This window comes from Rahnella sp. JUb53, from assembly GCF_004346065.1.
Classification (GTDB): Bacteria; Pseudomonadota; Gammaproteobacteria; order Enterobacterales; family Enterobacteriaceae; genus Rahnella; species Rahnella variigena.
The window spans coordinates 148834-169793 of the sequence record NZ_SLYT01000003.1; the positions used below are offsets into that span (position 1 = coordinate 148834).

Sequence of the window (20960 nt, forward strand, 5' to 3'; positions counted from 1 at the left end):
AATCGTTTACACTTATAGGTGTGATTGGGTGTCTTGTTTTTGAAGGGTTTCAAACGGATAGCGTAACAGGAAGGGGATGTGCCGCAGAGTAATAGCCCGAAAATTGATTTATATCAATCAATACAGTGTTTCAAACTTTTACATATACAAATAACCAATTAATTTATAACAAGTTATGTCCTGTAACCGTTTTCATTATGGCAATTACTTAAACGGAAAATTCTCCACTTCCTGCTTTTGAGTGTAATCGTTGAAATACTCGATTCGAACTTTTTCAGACGATGCTGAAGCAGAAAATGTTAAGGCCGGAGGGTATGGCTTGCCCGGATAGACGTTTTTTTTCAGGGTTTTCCACTGACAGCTCGCCGCCGGTTTGTCGCTGTCACACAGTCCGATACGATTCACTAACAGATGAATATTTCCCGTATTGGTGATTTGCTGAGCGGAAGCATCCCAGCCCAATCTGGCGACCGGTTTTGCGGGCGGCACCATCACTACCACGCCCCAGACAATGGTCAGGCTCAGTTCGCTGGTGAAGTTTTTATTACTCTCCGTATTTTTAAATTCTTCCGGTGTCATCGACTGAAAATGAACGCGATAGATTTTTTCTTCATTGCTTTCACCCAGACCGACGATCCTCACCTGCTGGCTGTTACCGGCAGGCAAGCCAAACTTCAGCGGTGAAACCACCAGGCTATTTTGCGCGCCTTGCGGTGCGGGCGTTTCGTTTTCTTCAGCAGTGCCCGGATTGTGAACTTCGGTGATTTTTCCCTGAATATATTGCGTCGTTTCGCTTTTCGAACTGATGACCAGCGTCGTTGCATGTCTCTCATTAAGCGTCACTTTCATCGGTGAAACGGTGATATTGGCAAAACACAAGGCAGGCATCGCCAGCATCATTAGCGGGAGTATTTTCAGACCGGAGACCGGCCATTGTGTCTGTGACCTGCGCATAAAAATCCTTACGTGGAGACGTTGATGAGGTGCAATCCGTTGTCCTGAGAATCGTCTAAAGTTGCGGAGTAAAGTTCACGATCAGGTGTCCGGTATAATGCCCTGCTTGTTTGCTGTTGATATCAATGGTTTTGGTGCTGAGTTCCAGCGGCGCCGGGATACATAAAACCGCCTGCGGGATCCCGGGCAGATGCACCGGCCTGATGTGTGCTGTCTGAATATCCGGTATCACCACATCCTCACCGCGTATCATACTCATGTATTTACCGTCGGGTGCCTGCATCCGCACATAATAATCAATCCTGCCTGAGTCCTGATTGACGTCACCGTGGTCAGAATAAATGGAAAAATAGGCGTTATTGCGTTCCTTCGTACCCTGCTGTTGATCGTCAAATTTCAGGGTGAAACTGGTACTGTTCGAACCATAACCGTCGTATAAACACATATCTATCGTTACCGCGCCATTCATTTGCGTCTGATTACCGCCAGTGCCGGGCAGCGGGCGCATGTTAAGGTCCACGCGCGGTGCGGCTTCGCCAAATTCTGGTAAGTAGATTTGCTGATTATTGGTATCGGTGACATTGAGGGTGATATGGGCGTTCCAGTCTGCGAGCTTAATCGTCGGGCTCCATTGCATTAAGCTCATTTTTAATTCCGCTTTCCAGATACCCCCGAAAGGGAGTTTTTGCATCTCCTGACTGGTCACGTAAACAGTTAATAACGATTCATCGTTATTCTGGACACCGCCGCAATTCTTTTCCATGGCGGCATAAACCTGATAAGGGCCACCTATAACTCCTGCACTCCAGCAACCGTTAGCGATTGAGACACTGATATTGTGATATCCCGTCAGGTTAATGACTTGTGTCAGGTGACTTCTTTGCTCAGTAAAGACAATAGGGATAGTAGTATTGCCATCTTGCACCCCTGTGACCGATGTCCTGCACTGCCCGGTGGCAGGGTCTGAGGAGGACAAACATACCCAGGTGTTCCTGCCCCATAACGAATCATTATCAGAATCGATGCCCCCGCTTTCATCTTTCCAGATGTCAATTTGCGAAGGCGCGCTGGATTTATCAAATGTAGCCGTAACCGGAGTTTCACGGCCAGTGGGTTCAATCCGTTGAGCCTTCGCTGGCGTTATTGTCAGGGCGCTAAACAGGAGTAATAGAGTGACGAAAAAGTACGTTTCTTTTCTATCCATTTAGAGAGCGCCCTAAAGTTGCGAGGTAAAGTTCACAATCAGGTGTCCGGTATAATGTCCGGCTTGTTTGCTGTTGATATCAATGGTTTTGGTGCTGAGTTCCAGCGGCGCCGGGATACACAAAACCGCCTGCGGTATCCCGGGCAGATGCACCGGCCTGATGTGTGCTGTCTGAATATCCGGTATCACCACATCCTCACCGCGTATCATACTCATGTATTTACCGTCGGGTGCCTGCATTCGTACATAATAATCAATCCTGCCTGAGTCCTGATTGACGTCACCCTGGTCAGAATAAATGGAAAAATAGGCGTTATTGCGTTCCTTCGTACCCTGTTGTTGATCGTCAAATTTCAGGGTGAAACTGGTACTGTTCGAGCCATAACCGTCGTATAAACACATATCTATAGTAGCAGCCCCATTCATTTGCGTTTGGTTACCCCCGGTTCCCGGCAACGGGCGCATGTTAAGGTCCACGCGCGGTGCGGCTTCGCCAAATTCAGGTAAATAGATTTGCTGGTTATTATTGTCGGTGACGTGGAGAGTGATGTGACCCGTCCATCTGGCCAATTTTTTTCCGGGCGACCATTGCCATAAATCAAGAGCCAGTGTGCCTTCCCAAATCCCGCCGACAGGTATTTTTTTTAACTCAGCTGCGGTGATATAAATATTTAAAAACTCTTCAGAACCGGAGCCGCCACTATCAGCAGCAGTGACCTGAATTTTACCTGCTGCGCCAATATGATAGCCTTCAAGGTTTATAACGGCCTGAAGTCCTGTTCTTTTTTCCGTGAACAGGGTCGGGATAGTGGTCGTTCCTCCCGCACCCCAGTCACCCTGTGAGCTTTTGGCTTCACCGCTTTTGCACTGTCCGGTAGAAGGTGACGTGTTGGATAAACAACGCCAGTTATTCCTGCCCCACAATCCTGGATTATCGGGGTCATATCCCCCCGTTTCATGCGTCCAAATATTAAAATTCGATGGCGATGAAGAAAGATCATAACTGGTGCTAACCGTCGTATCGCGTCCAGTGGGTTCAACCGCAGCAGCATAAGTAAATGACGGTATCACTAGCTGGGCGCTCATCAAGAGCAGCATGCAGATTAAATTTGAAGCTAATTTCATTTTACTTTCCGAATATTTACAGGTAAATCAGCAGGCTGTACCGGTTTGCACAATGTTTTACCCACATAGCGCACCACATCGCGGCTTGATTGTACGGTGACCGCACACTGGTAATTTTGCTCGCCGTTTTTGACATACAGCGTTTTCGCTAATGAGGTCATCTCTGCAGTAAAGCCGCCATCTTCCGAACTGCTGAAGGCATTGGCATTGAGCATCGTGCCGGTATTCAAGGGTTCACCTGTCGCCGTCACCAACTGGCCGACATAGGTGTAATGCGATTCCATCGTCACTTCACGCAGTTTCATTTTCCCCGGCAGGAGGAATAAATTCTGACTCCCTGCGCCCTGAGTAATGCTGGCCTGGCTGCCGGTGCTGACATCACGGCTTTCATTGACCGAGACTTTGCCTTCTTCAAAACCGGTGACCGGGAACAGTGCTTTGCTGTTCTGTTTCATGTGGGCCGCGCCGCCGCCCTGTACTGAAACGTCGATCAGCGCGTCATCCGCTGCATCCGGATCTTCTTCTTCGCTGCCTTTGACTTTTACTGCCACGGCTGCGCCCGGTGAACCCGTACCGCCCGGCCCCCAGAAGAAGCCGGATTTGGAGACGGCAACGGAAGAGCTGTAGCTGCCGGTCACCGCGCCCTGATGCGTTTTTTGCTCATTGTCATAGCTGTCGGAAACGGTCAGTTCGCCATTGCCATACTGGCCATTGAGACGGCCGTGAACCGACGCGTTAGCGTTATCGGTATCCGTGCCACCCACATCAATACCCAGTTCACGATCGTTATTGCTGCCCCAGTCCCAGTTCTGGCTGGCGTTGTACGTCATCTGTGCATCACCATTCTGGCTGCCCTGATAATCCGTGCTAAGGGAGGTAGTGCTGCTGTGAAGCTGCGCATCTTTTGGCGTATTGCGTGACAGGGAGAAGCCCACGTAAACACCTTTGTCGCTATCGCTGTCGCTGCTGCTCTGACGGCGGTAACCGCCGAATCGCGTGGTGATGTTCATTTGCTTCCAGTTGAAACTTTTGTTCAGGCTGAGTTGCAAGGTGTTGGAGGTGCTCTGCGATTCGGTGTTATTGATCATATTGTCTTCAAAAGGCTTTGAAGGATCGTATGACGACGAGTCGGGCGAGAGGCTGGTATTTTTGTTGTACGTATAGCCGAGCGAGGCGGACCAGCCTTTGACCGGCACGGAAAGTGTGGCGTTAACGGATTCGTAGCAGCCAATATCCGCGTAATCATTTTCCACGACATCGGCACTGGTACAGCTTTTACCGTAGGCGGCATTGCGATAGACACTCATGGAAAAGCCGTCGTTGTAGCTGATTTGCTCCACGTTACCTTTCGAACCGTCGGTGCCGCTGAAAACGTTGGCCTGCATATCCAGTACGCCGTCGATCAGTTTGCCGTTAAAACCGTGCGTCCATTGCAGACCCGCTTCACCGTAATTCTCATTATCAGTATTCGCGACGCCCGCGGTGGCCATCAGTTCGGCAAATACCGGCAGACGCGCCCCGGCTTGCATCACAGGTTTGCGCGACGTGCTGTCATTGTCTTCGTCATCAGTAGAGCTGATGACTTTGTTATCTGCTGTTTCACCGGCCTGTATAAACCATTGCATGTGCCCGTCATTGATCCCGCCGGTTTTGGTAAACGGCTGAGTCTCTGTGCGCACGAGCTGGTTATTCTCATAAATTCGCAGGGTGACGGCATAACTTCCGCTCGGGAAGTTGCCGGTATCCAGCGTATTTGAACCGTTATTGAGGTAGAACGTGCCGAGCAACTGATTGCCACGATAAGCATCCACGCGGGATTTACTGGAAAGCAGTACCACCAGCGGGGAACCCTTGCTGGCTTCATCAAGATTCAGGTAGCTCAGGGAGCTCCCGGCACGCACACCATCGATCGCATTGAGCGGCAACAGCGAGAAACTGATATTGCCGCCAAGATTGCTGGAGAGATCACGTGAGTCCATCCGTCCGGCCTGCACATAATGGCGTTTGCCTAAACTCTGGCGGAAATAGAGGTCATCGACGGAAACCGTCTGGCTGTCGCTGTCGTCACTTTTGTATGAATCGAGTGACCAGTCAAAACCGACATAGCCATTGGTCAGCACGCCGAGTGCGCCGGAGCCCTGTAATGACAGGCTCTGATATTCATCCTGCGCCGCGATGTTCAGGGTTTGCTGATGAATTAACGCATTTTCAGTCTGTGCGGTCGGGGTGTAATAAAGGGTCTTACCGCCGGATTCCGGCACCAGTTTTTTACTGACGAAAACGTCCGCTGCGCTGTTATTTTCATCATAAATCAGAGCCAGAGAATCAGTTTCCAGATAACCGCAACCTTTGGCATTGGCGTTGCTGCCACATGCCAGGTTGCCGTGTCGTGGAAGCGGGGCGGATAATGCCGCCAGCATCTGCTGATATTCCGGCGTACCGGCTTTCAGTGGCAGATTTAAGGCTTTAAGCACCGACTGCGGGTCTTTGAACTGGACGGTTTCCAGCGTAACGTTGGCTTCAAATAATCCGGCCGACTGACCCAGCAGGTTGACGTTAAGCCAGACGTTCTGACCTGAGACCAGCTCTTCAAAGCCGGGAGGTACGTCAGAGCCAGCTAAAGCAAGATTGCTGAATAAAGCAAAATGAATTGCCAGAAAGCAAAGGGACACTTTCAGATTGGGTTTCATTATTTTTCCTTTATTCAAAAATCTGATAGGGGGAAAAGAATCGGCCTGATTTACAGGCCGATGAGGAGTCATTTTGGCGGGGTGAACGCTTATGGCGTTTCAGTTGCCTGAGTCAGTACAACGCTGACAACGCCGCTGTAGCTACCGGAAGCAACGGGCACCTGAGTGGACTGGCTGATCTTCAGTGGCTGAATGATGGAACCATTGGTCGTGTCACCCGTAGGGAACAAATGAGAGGCTGTCATAACTTTCGGTGCCTGAGACAGAATCAGATCACCGTATTTTACGGTTAATGCGATATTTTGATTCACGCCGACGGTATCCATTAATTGAGGATCACCCGCAAGGCTGATATTCACATCTTTCTCTGCATCGTTAGAATAGATTTTGGTCATCTGGGTAACAGGTTCCAGACCCACGCCAGGCATATAACCCATTTCCATCGTAGAGGGTAATACATCACCCGTGTCAGTGGTCATATCCAGAGTGGCATCCACGTTTGCAGTAACAGTAATATCTTTCTGAACAGCATAAGCGTTAATAGCCAGGCCCATAATTGCAGTAGCCATCAATGGTTTGATAAATGATTTCATTTTACTTCCTTAATAGAGAGGTGCATATCAATATGCAGGGTTTATAACGAGAGTTATTCTTTATTACTTGTGAAAAATAGAATGTCTATTTTGCACTGAATTCTTTTACGCCAGCGGATTTATCTGTCCAGTTGGAATACTTCACCTTCACCACGCTATAGTCATCCCCCTTAAACAGGGCAGGATCTAATGTGGCGTGCTGATTTGGGTAAATGCTATTTTTAACCGGTTTGCTCCATTTACATCCATCATCAGTAAGTTGCTGAGGGCATAAACCGATACTGTTAATCTTCAGATGTATATTGCCGGTATTGTTGACCACGCGGCTCACCGGGTCCAGCGTGAAGTCCAGTCGCGGTACAGCTGGCGGGACGGTAACCAGTACGCCCCAGATCATGCTGATGCCGAGCTTAGCCGGTTGTTTCTGATCCTTTTTATCGCTGTTATTATTCAGCCCCGGCACACCCTCAAAATAAACACGGTATGCCTCTTCTGTTTGCGGTGGCTGAATATTTATCATACGTATAATTCGGGTGGTGCCGGGAGCAAGTCCGAATTTCTCCGGGGTAACAACAATACCGTTTCCTGAGGACTGACTGATTGTCGTTTCATTTTCCTGTGGCGTTGCCGGGTTATTAATTTTCTTTACGGTCGTTTTTACATATTCCGTGGTAGCGGAGTTTGTCGTTACGCTAATTTGTGCGCCACCACTTTTTTGCATCGGGACCGAAATAGGATAGACGCTTATTCCTGCAAATGATGATGCTGATAAAAGTAATGGGGAGACCGCTAAAATCATTATTAATGATTTTAATTTGGTTGATGGCATTGTCATTTTCTCAATGTGTAATAAGTCGCTATCCTGAAGAAGATTTCGTTAATTCCCTTTGAGTAAATATTTGTCTGGACGCTTTCGATGGGGTGAATAATAGATTCAATGAATGTTCAGGTCAATGGTATGCAAATTAGCTATTTGTGTTATTCGTTTGAATATAAATGACAGTCAACATAAATATAACATTTAGCGGAATTCTCACCCTGCTGATTAAGAAGGTTTTTTATCAGAAATTTTGTTTTTATTATCGTGGATGTTAAATAAAAGAGGACGATAACATTCAATGTGACGCAAATCTACATGATGTATTAAGTAAAATGCATATAAAGGGGGGGTGAAAATTAATCATTAAAATCATTGAGATATAACATCTCACTTTACTTGTCGTTGTAAGACGTTTGGGGGTCAGAATGATAAAAGAGAAAGGAATGAGAAATTAAAGGGAAACGCGGGGCAATAAAAAACCCCGCTTGCGGCGGGGTTTGAGAGGTTTTATGTCGCGTGGGCTTCTTATAAACCCGCGGCTTCGCGCAACTGAGCTGCTCTGTCGGTTTTTTCCCAAGGGAAATGTTCGCGACCAAAGTGACCGTAGGCTGCGGTTTCTTTATAGATAGGGTGCAGCAGGTCCATCATCTGGATCAAACCGTATGGACGCAGGTCGAAGAACTCGCGTACCAGCAGGGTCAGCTGTTCGTTGGAAACTTTACCGGTACCGAAAGTTTCCACCATGATGGAAGTCGGTTCAGCCACGCCGATAGCGTAAGACACCTGGATTTCACAGCGGTCAGCCAGACCGGCAGCGACGATGTTTTTCGCCACATAACGTGCCGCGTAGGCTGCTGAACGGTCAACTTTAGACGGATCTTTACCGGAGAACGCACCGCCACCGTGACGGGCCATACCGCCGTAGGTGTCCACGATGATTTTACGACCGGTCAGACCGCAGTCACCCATCGGGCCACCGATAACGAAACGGCCAGTTGGGTTGATGTGGTATTTGGTACCGGCGTTCAGCCATTCTGCCGGCAACACAGGTTTGATGATTTCTTCCATCACCGCTTCCTGCAGATCTTTCAGCGAGATGTCTTCAGAATGCTGAGTAGACAACACCACTGCATCGATGCCGACGATTTTACCTTCGTCATACTGGAAAGTGACCTGGCTTTTCGCATCCGGACGCAACCATGGCAGGGTGCCTGATTTGCGCACTTCTGCCTGACGCTGCACCAGACGGTGTGCGTAAGTTACCGGTGCTGGCATCAGCACGTCGGTTTCGTTGGTCGCATAACCAAACATCAGACCCTGGTCGCCCGCACCTTGTTCCAGCGGATCAGTACGGTCAACGCCCTGATTGATGTCCGGCGATTGTTTGCCGATAGCGCTCAGCACTGCGCAGGAATTGGCATCGAAACCCATGTCAGAATGGATATAGCCAATTTCGCGAACAGTCTGACGCGTGATTTCTTCAACGTCGACCCATGCGCTGGTGGTGATTTCACCGCCAACCAGGACCATGCCGGTTTTGACATAAGTTTCACATGCAACACGTGCTTTTGGGTCTTGCTCTAAGATTGCGTCCAGGACAGCATCTGAAATCTGGTCAGCAATTTTGTCTGGATGTCCTTCCGAAACGGATTCGGACGTGAAGAGGTGTTTAGCCATTATGTTCTTTACCTTACATACGACGGGTTAGATATCACTGCATAGCACTGGGGTGACGGGCAGATGAGGAGCTGAGCTCGACATTGTCGCAATGCGTCCTGCATGTCCCCATTAGGCAAAGCCTTGAAGCAGTTTGCGCGTTAAACCACCCATGCGTGCGGACGGATTAACATCTGGACGGCTATTTTAGGATAGCAGACGTTCTGAATGCCAGTCATTTTTGTGACAGAGTGGGCGTTATTGTGCGGGTTTGCAGTGATATTCACGGTCTGAAACTATTTACACCTCATTTTCATTTTGCAATTACAGCGGGTTGCCGGTATAAACGGCGCGCGCTATGCATTTTTCTGCAGGCCCTGCAGAAGCAGCGTATTCCAGTAATTACTGTTTTCTCAGCTCGAATGCCCGCGGGTGATGCGTGGCACGTGTGGAGGTGGTTAGTTTAATGACCCACTTTTTACCGCTTGTAACATTTCAACAGCATCCCCTGCAGCCTTCATTGCGTTCTGCAGCACTTCTTTCAGACTTTCATTCAGAAAAGCGTCTGTCTTCTTTGCGATGTTTCAGAAAGCCTGACGACAGACAGGTCAGTCGCCGACATCGGTATGCTACTCAGTAACCTCAGGCCTGCGTGAACATCGCAATCCCGACACAATACTGATGTAGCCTGCAATCTCCCGGGGCATCTATCCCTGATTTCTCCCGACTCGTTACACGGAGTCTAAAAACGTGTTTTACAATGATATGAGTGGAAAACAGTCCCGTGGCTGTGGCTCGCAGGGTTTTATCCTGTCTGAAAGCCAGCCTTGCGGGTTGTTCTCACCTGTTGTTACTGCGATAGTGGCTGGCCATGTTGTCAGTATAGAAAGAGGATTTACCTATGTCTGATGACATCCAGTCTCACCGTCCGTCACATGCGGGCGATACTGTTTCTTTGCGCTCCATGCAGGAGGTTGCCGTGAACGATCGTGATGCCAGCAAGATGCTGCGCACTTACAACGTTGCCTATTGGGGTAACAATTATTATGACGTCAACGAACTGGGCCACATCAGTGTCTGCCCGGATCCTGACGTGCCTTCTGCCCGTGTTGATTTGGCACAACTGGTGAAAGACATGCGTGAGCAGGACGGTCAGCGTCTGCCGGCACTGTTCTGTTTCCCACAAATTTTGCAGCACCGTCTGCGTTCGATCAACGCCGCGTTCAAACGTGCGCGCGAATCGTTCGGCTACGAGGGTGACTACTTCCTGGTTTACCCGATTAAGGTTAACCAGCACCGCCGCGTGATCGAATCGCTGGTGGAATCCGGTGAACCGCTGGGTCTGGAAGCGGGCTCAAAAGCTGAGCTGATGGCCGTTCTGGCGCACGCCGGGATGACCCGTTCCGTGATCGTCTGTAACGGCTACAAAGACCGCGAATATATTCGTCTGGCGCTGATCGGTGAAAAGCTCGGTCACAAGGTGTATCTGGTTATCGAGAAGATGACTGAGATTAAACTGGTGCTGGAAGAAGCCGAACGCCTGAACGTGATCCCGCGTCTGGGCGTGCGCGCACGTCTGTCTTCGCAGGGCTCCGGCAAATGGCAGTCCAGCGGCGGCGAGAAATCTAAATTCGGTCTGGCGGCGTCTCAGGTTCTGCAACTGGTCGAAATGCTGCGTGAAGCAGGGCGTCTGGAAAGCCTGCAATTGCTGCATTTCCATCTGGGTTCACAGCTGGCGAATATCCGCGATATTTCCACCGGTGTGCGTGAGTCCGCGCGTTTCTACGTTGAACTGCACAAGCTGGGCGTCAACATTCAGTGCTTCGACGTCGGCGGCGGTTTGGGTGTGGATTATGAAGGCACCCGTTCGCAGTCTGACTGCTCGGTGAACTATGGCCTGAATGAATACGCCAACAACGTCATCTGGGGTATCGGCGACGCCTGTAATGAGCATGGCCTGCCGCACCCGACCGTGATCACCGAGTCTGGCCGCGCCGTGACGGCGCACCATACCGTGCTGGTTTCCAACGTGATTGGCGTTGAGCGCAACGAATTCAAAGAGCCGGTTGCCCCGGAAAATGATGCGCCGCGCGCACTGGGCAGCATGTGGGATACCTGGAACGAAATGCACGATCCGGAAAACCGCCGTTCTCTGCGTGAATGGCTGCATGACAGCCAGATGGATTTGCACGACGTCCATTCGCAATATGCGCACGGGATTTTGGATCTGACGCAGCGCGCCTGGGCGGAAGACATCTACCTGAATATCTGTAACAAAATTCAGGATCAGCTGGATCCAAGCAACCGCGCACACCGTCCGATCATCGACGAATTGCAGGAACGTATGGCGGACAAACTGTACGTCAACTTCTCGCTGTTCCAGTCTATGCCGGATGCGTGGGGTATCGATCAGCTGTTCCCGGTTCTGCCGCTGGAAGGTCTGGATAAGCCGCCGGTAGGCCGCGCGGTGCTGCTGGACATTACCTGTGATTCCGACGGCACTATCGATCATTACATCGACGGTGACGGCGTAGCCACGACCATGCCAATGCCGCCGTACGATCCAGAGAATCCGCCGGTGCTGGGCTTCTTTATGGTCGGCGCGTATCAGGAAATTCTCGGCAACATGCACAACCTGTTCGGTGATACCGCCGCGGTAGATGTATTTGTGTTCCCTGACGGCAGCATTGAAGTGCAGCAGTCCGACGAAGGCGATACCGTGGCGGACATGCTGGAGTACGTGCAACTGGATCCGAATGTGTTGCTGGCTCGTTTCCGCGATCAGGTCAAAGAAACCGATCTGGATGCAGAACTGCAGGCGCAGTTCGTCGAAGAGTTTGAATCCGGTTTATACGGTTATACGTATCTGGAAGAAGATGAATAAGCATTTATAAAGTGTAATAAATGACTATGCAACGCCCGAGTTTATTCGGGCGTTTTTATAATTACATGTTTTTAATCCCTGTAATTACTCGTAGTTAACAACAAAAGTGCCGGTAGCCGAGAAACTTCCCACCGAAACAGCAATGGAATACTGAAAGCAGTCGCAGCGGGGAATGGCAATACCATTAACAATCCTGGCGTACAGCTAAAAAGCCCGCAAAATAGTAATAACGCCATTTAAGCATTAAAAGGGCATCAGAGCGTTCATCCGAAAGTACATGTTCTATTAATCAGCGTTATTACCGAAATCAGGAGAGAGGCAACGTCAGGTGCATCTCTCCTTTGATGAATTATTTCCCGGCAGCAATACGTTCGCGAATATGTTTCGCGCGTGCTTCTGAAGAAGGGTGATCGTCAAACCAGCCGATGCTGCTTCCCTGATCGAGTTTTGCCAGCTTCTCGAAACTGGTTGCCAGACCTGTCGGATCAATGCCGCGTTTTTTCAGCAAATCAAACGAGTAATCGTCCGCTTCTGATTCCTGTTTCTGCGAGAACTGCGCGTTGACATATTTCTCTCCTAAATCAGCCAGCTGTGATTGTGACAGGGTGGCGCTGACACCGCCGAGTGACGAAATCGCAGAGCGCGCCGCTGTCGCGCTGTAAGCCACCTGCATGGCTTTGCGGGTATGGCCGAGTGCCACGTGTCCCATTTCATGGCCGAGCACGCCTTCCACTTCATTGTCGTTCATCATATCCATCAGGCCGCTGTAAACGCGGATACAGCCGTTGGCCATCGCCCAGGCGTTGACGTCTTTGGTCAGATACACCTTGTAGTTGGCGGGTGTGCCGTTGATGTTATCGCCCAGTGCTGCCGAGATTTTTTTCAGGCGCTGTGCGTATTCACTGTCGTCGGGAGCAATCTGTGCTTTTTTATCCATCTCTTCACAAGACTGCACGCTCAGCGTTTTGACGTCGGCATCGCTCAGCGTATACGCCTGATAAGCCTGCGCGCCGGACTGCATTAAGGTATCGGTATTGACGTTGGCACAACCGCTGACCAGCGACGCGGCAAAAAGACTCAACATAACAGGACGAAATTTCATCAGTTCAGATTCCCAGAGAAGATAAGCAAAGGTTGAAAAGCAGTCACAAAAAGACCCTGACTGTAAGGATAGCGTTAAGGTAGGTTTTTAGCAGCCCCCGATCTATAGTGTAAGTCCGAAAAAACGCACTGATTTAAAAGCGGATTTTGTGAACTTAATCACGAGAGTGATTAGAGATTGCCGTTTTAATGCCGAGTCTGAGAAAATGAATTTCTTGACTGCTTTTTTAATCCGACCTGGAGTAGAACATGTCCTCTCGTAAAGAGCTTGCGAACGCTATTCGCGCACTTAGTATGGATGCCGTGCAGAAAGCGAATTCCGGCCACCCTGGCGCCCCTATGGGCATGGCAGATATTGCCGAAGTGCTGTGGCGCGATTACCTGAACCATAACCCGACAAACCCTCACTGGGCAGACCGCGACCGCTTCGTGCTGTCCAATGGTCATGGTTCAATGCTGATTTACAGCCTGTTGCACCTCACTGGCTATGATCTGCCGATGAGCGAACTGGCAAACTTCCGTCAGCTGCACTCTAAAACCCCGGGCCACCCGGAATACGGTTATACCGCTGGCGTTGAAACCACCACCGGTCCGCTGGGGCAGGGCATCGCTAACGCCGTCGGTTTTGCTATCGCAGAACGCACGCTGGCAGCACAGTTCAACAAACCAGGCCACGACATCGTCGATCACCAGACTTATGCATTCCTGGGCGATGGCTGCATGATGGAAGGCATTTCTCACGAAGTGTGTTCTCTGGCCGGTACCATGAAACTCGGCAAACTGACCGCGTTTTATGATGACAACGGTATCTCCATCGACGGCCACGTAGAAGGCTGGTTCACCGATGATACGGCTAAACGTTTCGAAGCTTACGGCTGGCACGTAGTCCGCGGTGTTGATGGTCACAATCCTGACGCCATCAAAGCGGCTATCGAAGAAGCACATAAAGTGACTGATAAGCCATCCCTGCTGATGTGCAAAACCGTGATCGGTTTCGGTTCACCGAACAAAGCCGGTACACACGATGTACACGGTGCTGCGCTGGGTGCTGCTGAAGTCGCTGCAACCCGCGAAGCGCTGGGCTGGAAATACGCTGCGTTTGAAATCCCGCAAGATATCTATGCACAGTGGGATGCGAAAGAAGCCGGTAAAGCGAAAGAAGCTGCGTGGAACGACAAGTTTGATGCTTACGCTAAAGCGCATCCGGAACTGGCAAAAGAGTTCAAACGTCGTGTGAACGGCGAGCTGCCAGCGAACTGGGAAACCGAAGCACAGAAATTCATCGAACAGCTGCAGGCAAACCCTGCAAACATCGCCAGCCGTAAAGCATCCCAGAACGCGCTGGAAGCCTTCGGTAGAGTGTTGCCAGAATTCCTGGGCGGCTCTGCTGACCTGGCACCAAGCAACCTGACAATGTGGTCTGGTTCTAAGTCTATCGGCGACGATCAGGCGGGTAACTACATCCATTACGGCGTGCGTGAATTCGGTATGACCGCCATCACCAACGGTATCGCGCTGCACGGCGGTTTCCTGCCGTACTCTGCGACCTTCCTGATGTTTGTGGAATATGCGCGTAACGCCGTGCGTATGGCTGCGCTGATGAAAATCCGCAACGTGTTCGTTTACACCCATGACTCCATCGGTCTGGGCGAAGACGGCCCGACGCACCAGCCGGTTGAGCAAATCGCCAGCCTGCGTGTTACGCCGAACATGAGCACCTGGCGTCCTGCGGATCAGGTTGAATCTGCTGTGGCATGGAAATACGCAATTGAGCGTAACGACGGCCCGGTTACCCTGATCTTCTCCCGTCAGAACCTGACCCAGCAACCACGTACCGCTGAGCAATTAGCAAACGTGGCGCGCGGCGGTTATGTGCTGAAAGATTGCGACGGCACACCAGAAGTGATCCTGATCGCGACCGGTTCTGAAGTCGGTATCACCGTGGAAGCGGCTGATAAACTGGCGGCTGCGGGCACCAAAGTGCGTGTGGTTTCCATGCCTTCAACTGACGCCTTCGACAAACAAGACGCGGCTTACCGTGAATCTGTGTTGCCGAAAGCCGTGACAGCCCGTGTTGCTGTTGAAGCGGGTATCGCGGATTACTGGTTCAAGTATGTTGGCCTGAACGGCGCTATCGTCGGTATGCATAGCTTCGGCGAATCAGCTCCGGCAGATCTGCTGTTCAAAGAGTTCGGTTTCACTGTTGATAACGTTGTTGCTCAGGCACAGGCGTTACTGAAGTAATTCCGCTTTCTTAAAAGCTTCTTAAAAGCACCTTCGGGTGCTTTTTTTTCGCCTGCAATTTCATGCGCCGGTTCTCAGTTTCGCGCGAAATGACGCAGGTCAAACCCTTCCGCTGCGGACTCAGCTAAACTCCCTGCATTCTGACGCTGTTTCAATCCGTCGGTTTTTGAGAATAATCACTGTCGAAAAGGTGATGAAAAAGTAAAATCACTGTGAATACACGGAATTGGCTGATGTTTTTTTAAGCGTTCGGCGCGATTAATGCCTCTGCGGCTGACGAATTATTCCTTTTATTCATGGTTTGGTTTATTCTCAGCTGAACCGTTTCAGTCGGGCTATTTGAGCTTAACATCGTCACCAGGTTGTTATCGTGCCGGAAACTGAAATTTTTCTGCTGCACGCATCGTGCTGACAGATGACGATGGTGATTCACCGTAAACGCACGCTGCATTACTATAGGTGTTACTGAAATTGAGTAACAACCGTGTAACAGGGAGATGTATGCCAATACGTATTGCAATTAATGGCTTTGGTCGCATTGGCCGTAGCGTATTGCGCGCGTTATACGAATCCGGGCGTCGGGCGGAAATCTCCGTCATTGCCATCAATGAAATCGCCAGCCCTGAAGGCATGGCGCATCTGCTCAAATACGACTCCAGCCACGGGCGCTTCGCCTGGGATGTCCGTCAGGAAGGTGAAAACCTTTACGTCGGCGATGACTCCATCCGTTTACTTCACCAGCCTGATGCCAGCCAGTTGCCCTGGGGCGAACTGAGTATTGACGTGGTGCTCGATTGCACCGGCGTTTACGGCAGTCGCGAAGACGGTGAAGCCCAGCTTGCGGCCGGCGCCAAAAAAATTCTGTTCGCGCATCCCGGCGGTCATGATCTTGACGCCACAGTGGTTTACGGTGTGAACCACGATTTGCTCGAACGTCAGCACCGCATTGTGTCCAATGCGTCCTGCACCACCAACTGTATTATCCCTGTGATCAAGCTGCTCGACGATGCTTTCGGCATTGAGTCGGGCACGGTAACGACCATCCATTCTTCGATGAATGACCAGCCGGTCATCGACGCGTACCACGCGGATTTACGCCGTACGCGCGCTGCCAGCCAGTCCATCATTCCTGTCGATACCAAACTGGCCGCAGGGATCACACGCATCATGCCTAAATTCTGCGATCGCTTTGAGGCGATCTCGGTGCGCGTGCCGACAATCAATGTCACAGCCATTGATCTGAGCGTATTTGTCGAGGGTTCTGTGACGGTAGACGAGGTGAACCAGCTGCTGCAAAAGGCCGCAACAGGTGCTTTTCGTGGTATAGTTGACTATACCGAACTACCATTAGTCTCGACAGATTTTAACCACGATCCCCACAGCGCCATCGTAGATGGAACGCAGACGCGGGTAAGTGGACAGCACCTGATTAAGACACTTGTCTGGTGCGATAACGAGTGGGGTTTTGCCAACCGAATGTTGGATACAACATTGGCAATGTCCGCTAGCGGTTTCTAGTACGGCTGTTCCGGCCTTCTGGCCGAAATTGCCTTCAAGCAACTTTAAAGAGAATCAACGAGAGGATTCACCATGTCTGTTATTAAGATGAGCGATCTGGATTTAGCGGGTAAACGCGTACTGATCCGTGCTGATCTGAACGTGCCAGTTAAAGATGGCAAAGTAACGTCAGATGCACGTATCCGCGCTTCTTTACCAACCATCGAAATTGCCCTGAAACAAGGCGCACGCGTGATGGTTACCTCGCATCTGGGTCGTCCGACTGAAGGCGAATATAACGAAGAGTTTTCTCTGCTGCCGGTTGTTAACTACCTGAAAGAACATCTGAAATCTCCAGTGCGTCTGGCCAAAGATTACCTTGATGGCGTTGAAGTTGCAGAAGGCGAGCTGGTTGTTCTGGAAAACGTTCGCTTCAACAAAGGCGAAAAGAAAGACGACGAAGCACTGTCCAAAAAATATGCTGCCCTGTGTGACATCTATGTGATGGACGCATTCGGTACTGCGCACCGCGCGCAAGCTTCTACTCACGGCGTGGGCAAATTTGCGCCAATCGCGTGTGCCGGTCCGCTGCTGTCTGCAGAACTGGAAGCACTGGGTAAAGCACTGGGTAACCCGGCTCGTCCGATGGTAGCTATCGTTGGCGGTTCTAAAGTTTCTACCAAACTGACTGTTCTGGATTCCCTGTCCAAAATCGCTGACCAGCTGATCGTTGGCGGTGGTATCGCGAACACCTTCGTGGCTGCTCAAGGCAACAACGTCGGTAAATCCCTGTACGAAGCAGATCTGGTCGGTACCGCAAGCAAATTGCTGGAAACCTGCGACATTCCTGTTCCTACAGATGTTCGCGTGGCAACTGAGTTCTCTGAAACAGCCGTTGCAACTGTGAAGTCTGTTAAAGACATCAAAGATGACGAACAAATTCTCGACATGGGCGATGAGTCTGCATACCGCCTGGCTGAGATCATTAAAAACGCTAAAACCATTCTTTGGAATGGTCCTGTAGGCGTGTTCGAGTTCCCTAACTTCCGTAAAGGGACCGAGATTGTGGCGCAGGCCATTGCTGACAGCGAAGCATTCTCTATCGCAGGCGGCGGCGACACTCTGGCGGCTATCGACCTGTTCGGTATCGCTGACAAAATTTCCTATATCTCCACTGGCGGTGGCGCATTCCTGGAATTCGTTGAAGGGAAAGCACTGCCAGCGGTTGTGATGCTGGAAGAGCGTGCTAAGAAGTAATGAACCCTGAGCGGGAAGCTTACGGCTTCCTGTTCTTCTTTGCCGCGCGAGGGGCTGCACAGTGGAACTCGCGCGACATAGCAAACCGATTCAATCCATCTACGGCCGACGAATACAGGACAAAGAACTATGTCTAAAATTTTTGATTTCGTAAAACCAGGCGTTATCACTGGTGATGATGTACAGAAAGTTTTCGCTATTGCTAAAGAAAACAAATTTGCTCTGCCAGCGGTTAACTGCGTAGGCACCGACTCTATCAACGCCGTTCTCGAAGCTGCTGCGAAAGTCCGTTCACCGGTTATCGTTCAGTTCTCTAACGGTGGCGCTGCGTTCATCGCAGGTAAAGGCCTGAAAACTGACGTGCCACAAGGCGCGGCAATTCTGGGTGCAATCTCTGGCGCACACCACGTACATCAGATGGCAGAACATTACGGCGTGCCAGTCATCCTGCACACCGACCACTGCGCGAAAAAACTGCTGCCATGGATCGACGGTCTGCTGGACGCGGGTGAAGCTCACTTCGCTAAAACCGGTAAGCCACTGTTCTCTTCACACATGATCGACCTGTCTGAAGAATCCCTGGAAGAAAACATCGAAATTTGCAGCAAGTACTTAGCTCGCATGGCAAAAATCGACATGACTCTGGAAATCGAACTGGGTTGCACCGGCGGTGAAGAAGATGGCGTGGACAACAGCCATATGGACGCATCTGCACTGTACACTCAGCCGCAAGACGTTGATTACGCATACGAAAAACTGAACGCTATCAGCCCGCGTTTCACTATCGCTGCGTCATTCGGTAACGTACACGGTGTTTACAAACCAGGTAACGTTAAACTGACTCCAACGATCCTGCGTGATTCTCAGGAATACGTGTGCAAGAAACACAACCTGCCACACAACAGCCTGAACTTCGTCTTCCACGGCGGTTCCGGTTCTACTGCAGCAGAAATCAAAGAATCTGTAGGCTACGGTGTTATCAAAATGAACATCGACACCGACACCCAGTGGGCTAACTGGGACGGTATCCTGCAGTTCTACAAGAAAAACGAAGCTTACCTGCAAGGTCAGTTGGGTAACCCGGAAGGCGCGGACAAACCTAACAAGAAATTCTATGACCCGCGCGTATGGCTGCGTGCTGCACAGTCTTCCATGGTGACTCGCCTGGAACTGGCATTCAAAGAACTGAACGCAATCGACGTACTGTAATTCTTACGCTTCCGGTGCTTGACCACCGGAATGTGAGGATAATCGTCAAAGGGGCTTCGGCCCCTTTTTTATTGCCCGTTTTATCTTCACAATGTCAGTCCTGTTAACGGAAACGCCCCTGGCGGAGAAAATTATGCGCATAGCGTTGTTCGCGTTATTTGCCCTGACTTCTTTTGTTCATGCTGCTGAAACCGACTGTAAAAATGCCACGACGCAGATGGATATGAACATCTGTGCCGGACAGGATTTCAAACGCAGTGATGCGTTGTTAAATCAGGCCTACAAACAAAAAATGGCGCAGCTTTCACCGGAGCAGCAAACCAAATTCAAAGCAGCCCAGCGCAGCTGGATTGCATTTCGTGACAACGACTGCGCGTTTATGTCTTCCGGCGTTGACGGGGGTTCTGTTCAGCCGATGATCTATTCCGGCTGTCTGCAACAGAAAACCGAGCAGCGCACCAAAGAAATTAATGACATTCTGCACTGCGAAGAAGGCGATTTAAGCTGTCCTTAACATGAAGTCTGAAGGTAGAAAGCCATGAAGCCAAAATCTGTCACCCTTGATGATGTCGCGCGCCACGCGGGTGTGTCCTATCAGACCGTTTCGCGCGTACTGAATCAGGCAGCGCACGTGTCGGTAAGAACGCGTAACAAAGTCGAACAGGCGATGGCTGCGCTCAATTACGTTCCGAACCGCGTTGCCCAGCAACTGGCGGGTAAACAAAGCTTCACCCTCGGACTGGCGACCACCGAACTGGCGCTGCATGCCCCATCACAAATCGCATCGGCGATGAAAACCCGCGCAAACCAGTTAGGTTTCAACGTCGTGATTTCGATGATTGATAACCTGAGTCTGGCCGCCTGTCGCACGGCGGTGAACGAACTGATGTCGCAGCGGGTGGACGGCGTGCTGATTAATGTGCCGCTGTCGAATGATGATGCGGCTTCAATCGCACAGCTTTGTGGCAATTTACCGGCGCTGTTTCTGGATGTGGATCCAGAAGCTGACGTCTTTAAAATTCTGTTCGATCCGCACTGCGGGGCGAAGCAGGGCGTAGAGCATTTGCTGGCGCTCGGCCATCAGCAGATCGCGGTGCTGACTGGCCCGCTTGAATCCATCTCAGCGCGCCTGCGTTATGAAGGCTGGCTGAATACGCTGGCGACGCACGATATTACGCCCTGTGCGGTTCAGCACGGCGACTGGAGCGCAGCGTCGGGTTATCAGCAGGCGTTATTACTGCTCAATCAGCCGGTGCGCCCGACGGCGATTCTGGTCGCCAATGACCAGATGGCGCTCGGCGTCTTGCGCGCTGTGCACGAGTTTGGCCTGCGGGTGCCGGAACAAATCTCGGTAATTGGCTATGACGATACCGAAGACAGCGCCTTTTTCTTCCCGCCGCTGACCACCATTAAACAGGATTTCCGTCTGCTCGGTCACGAGAGCGTCAACCGGCTGGTGGATCATCTGCATAATCACGGCGATCACCACAGCGACTCGCTGTTGCTGCCCACGTCCCTGGTTGAGCGCCACACCACCGCCCGACCTGGCGCAGAAAATGTGTCACAGGAAGCGTTGTCGCAGGAACTGATCCGCATCGCCCGTCAGCTCAGCGCGCTCTGATCTTCTTTTAGTCCGTTCCTCATTTAATTGTCCATGGCGCGGATTTTGTGATCCGCGTCCCTTTCCCGCATCCCTGCGCTTTACTTACTCTCTTCGGTTACGCAT

The 20960-nt window shown here is 50.9% G+C and carries 15 protein-coding genes; 7 read left to right on the forward strand and 8 right to left on the reverse strand.

The genetic code is table 11. From position 1 onward, the window contains the following. Positions 1 to 204: 204 nt before the first annotated feature. From EC840_RS08445 to metK, 7 genes are all read right to left on the reverse strand, one after another. Positions 205 to 954 (reverse strand): fimbria/pilus periplasmic chaperone, encoded by a 750-nt coding sequence (locus EC840_RS08445; protein ID WP_129637922.1) that lies wholly within the window; start codon positions 952 to 954, stop codon positions 205 to 207. 55 nt (positions 955 to 1009) lie between these two features. After that, positions 1010 to 2158 (reverse strand): CfaE/CblD family pilus tip adhesin, encoded by a 1149-nt coding sequence (locus tag EC840_RS08450; protein ID WP_129637923.1) that lies wholly within the window; start codon positions 2156 to 2158, stop codon positions 1010 to 1012. Between the two features lie 12 nt (positions 2159 to 2170). Then, positions 2171 to 3283, reverse strand: coding sequence for a CfaE/CblD family pilus tip adhesin (locus tag EC840_RS08455; protein ID WP_132964960.1), 1113 nt, complete (start codon positions 3281 to 3283; stop codon positions 2171 to 2173). Then, complete coding sequence (locus EC840_RS08460; RefSeq protein ID WP_132964962.1) at positions 3280 to 5973, reverse strand: TcfC E-set like domain-containing protein; 2694 nt, start codon at positions 5971 to 5973, stop codon at positions 3280 to 3282. Before EC840_RS08460 ends, EC840_RS08455 begins: the two co-directional genes overlap by 4 nt. A gap of 89 nt (positions 5974 to 6062) precedes the next feature. After that, entirely contained in the window at positions 6063 to 6566 is a 504-nt protein-coding gene (locus tag EC840_RS08465) for a fimbrial protein (protein WP_129637926.1), read from the reverse strand. An 85-nt stretch (positions 6567 to 6651) separates the two neighbouring features. Continuing rightward, entirely contained in the window at positions 6652 to 7395 is a 744-nt protein-coding gene (locus EC840_RS08470; protein WP_132964964.1) for a fimbria/pilus periplasmic chaperone, read from the reverse strand. Between the two features lie 516 nt (positions 7396 to 7911). Next, a complete protein-coding gene (gene metK, locus EC840_RS08475) occupies positions 7912 to 9063 on the reverse strand; it encodes a methionine adenosyltransferase (protein ID WP_112288996.1) in 1152 nt (383 codons plus the stop codon). 880 nt (positions 9064 to 9943) lie between these two features. On the opposite strand from metK, the gene speA reads away from it, so the two are divergent. Then, a complete protein-coding gene (gene speA, locus EC840_RS08480; RefSeq protein WP_113878236.1) occupies positions 9944 to 11926 on the forward strand; it encodes a biosynthetic arginine decarboxylase in 1983 nt (660 codons plus the stop codon). A gap of 349 nt (positions 11927 to 12275) precedes the next feature. Here speA and EC840_RS08485 read toward each other — a convergent pair whose 3' ends face one another. Further along, positions 12276 to 13028: a M48 family metallopeptidase gene (locus tag EC840_RS08485; protein ID WP_129637929.1), complete on the reverse strand. Its 753-nt coding sequence runs from the start codon at positions 13026 to 13028 to the stop codon at positions 12276 to 12278. A gap of 248 nt (positions 13029 to 13276) precedes the next feature. On the opposite strand from EC840_RS08485, the gene tkt reads away from it, so the two are divergent. The 6 genes from tkt to EC840_RS08515 all read left to right on the forward strand — a co-directional run bounded on the left by tkt (position 13277) and on the right by EC840_RS08515 (position 20855). Continuing rightward, complete coding sequence (gene tkt / locus EC840_RS08490) at positions 13277 to 15271, forward strand: transketolase (RefSeq protein ID WP_132964966.1); 1995 nt, start codon at positions 13277 to 13279, stop codon at positions 15269 to 15271. A 501-nt stretch (positions 15272 to 15772) separates the two neighbouring features. Next, positions 15773 to 16789 carry an erythrose-4-phosphate dehydrogenase gene (gene epd, locus EC840_RS08495; protein WP_112288986.1) on the forward strand — a complete coding sequence of 339 codons (1017 nt, stop codon included), beginning with the start codon at positions 15773 to 15775 and terminating at the stop codon, positions 16787 to 16789. 72 nt (positions 16790 to 16861) lie between these two features. Then, positions 16862 to 18025, forward strand: a complete 1164-nt coding sequence (pgk, locus tag EC840_RS08500; protein ID WP_113878239.1) for a phosphoglycerate kinase — start codon at positions 16862 to 16864, stop codon at positions 18023 to 18025. 129 nt (positions 18026 to 18154) lie between these two features. Next, on the forward strand, positions 18155 to 19234 hold the full coding sequence (gene fbaA / locus EC840_RS08505) for a class II fructose-bisphosphate aldolase (RefSeq protein WP_112288984.1): 1080 nt from the start codon (positions 18155 to 18157) through the stop codon (positions 19232 to 19234). A 133-nt stretch (positions 19235 to 19367) separates the two neighbouring features. Continuing rightward, a complete protein-coding gene (locus EC840_RS08510; RefSeq protein ID WP_112288983.1) occupies positions 19368 to 19748 on the forward strand; it encodes a lysozyme inhibitor LprI family protein in 381 nt (126 codons plus the stop codon). A gap of 24 nt (positions 19749 to 19772) precedes the next feature. Beyond that, the gene (locus EC840_RS08515) at positions 19773 to 20855 is read left to right on the forward strand and encodes a LacI family DNA-binding transcriptional regulator (RefSeq protein WP_132964968.1); all 1083 of its coding nucleotides are present in this window, start codon (positions 19773 to 19775) and stop codon (positions 20853 to 20855) included. Positions 20856 to 20960 lie beyond the last annotated feature (105 nt).

Bases quoted from the DNA above. Each gene is read 5' to 3' on its own strand.
- EC840_RS08445 (WP_129637922.1), bottom strand. From the start codon at position 954: ATGCGCAGGTCACAGACACAATGGCCGGTCTCCGGTCTGAAAATACTC.
- EC840_RS08450 (WP_129637923.1), bottom strand. From the start codon at position 2,158: ATGGATAGAAAAGAAACGTACTTTTTCGTCACTCTATTACTCCTGTTT.
- EC840_RS08455 (WP_132964960.1), bottom strand. From the start codon at position 3,283: ATGAAATTAGCTTCAAATTTAATCTGCATGCTGCTCTTGATGAGCGCC.
- EC840_RS08460 (WP_132964962.1), bottom strand. From the start codon at position 5,973: ATGAAACCCAATCTGAAAGTGTCCCTTTGCTTTCTGGCAATTCATTTT.
- EC840_RS08465 (WP_129637926.1), bottom strand. From the start codon at position 6,566: ATGAAATCATTTATCAAACCATTGATGGCTACTGCAATTATGGGCCTG.
- EC840_RS08470 (WP_132964964.1), bottom strand. From the start codon at position 7,395: ATGCCATCAACCAAATTAAAATCATTAATAATGATTTTAGCGGTCTCC.
- metK (WP_112288996.1), bottom strand. From the start codon at position 9,063: ATGGCTAAACACCTCTTCACGTCCGAATCCGTTTCGGAAGGACATCCA.
- speA (WP_113878236.1), top strand. From the start codon at position 9,944: ATGTCTGATGACATCCAGTCTCACCGTCCGTCACATGCGGGCGATACT.
- EC840_RS08485 (WP_129637929.1), bottom strand. From the start codon at position 13,028: ATGAAATTTCGTCCTGTTATGTTGAGTCTTTTTGCCGCGTCGCTGGTC.
- tkt (WP_132964966.1), top strand. From the start codon at position 13,277: ATGTCCTCTCGTAAAGAGCTTGCGAACGCTATTCGCGCACTTAGTATG.
- epd (WP_112288986.1), top strand. From the start codon at position 15,773: ATGCCAATACGTATTGCAATTAATGGCTTTGGTCGCATTGGCCGTAGC.
- pgk (WP_113878239.1), top strand. From the start codon at position 16,862: ATGTCTGTTATTAAGATGAGCGATCTGGATTTAGCGGGTAAACGCGTA.
- fbaA (WP_112288984.1), top strand. From the start codon at position 18,155: ATGTCTAAAATTTTTGATTTCGTAAAACCAGGCGTTATCACTGGTGAT.
- EC840_RS08510 (WP_112288983.1), top strand. From the start codon at position 19,368: ATGCGCATAGCGTTGTTCGCGTTATTTGCCCTGACTTCTTTTGTTCAT.
- EC840_RS08515 (WP_132964968.1), top strand. From the start codon at position 19,773: ATGAAGCCAAAATCTGTCACCCTTGATGATGTCGCGCGCCACGCGGGT.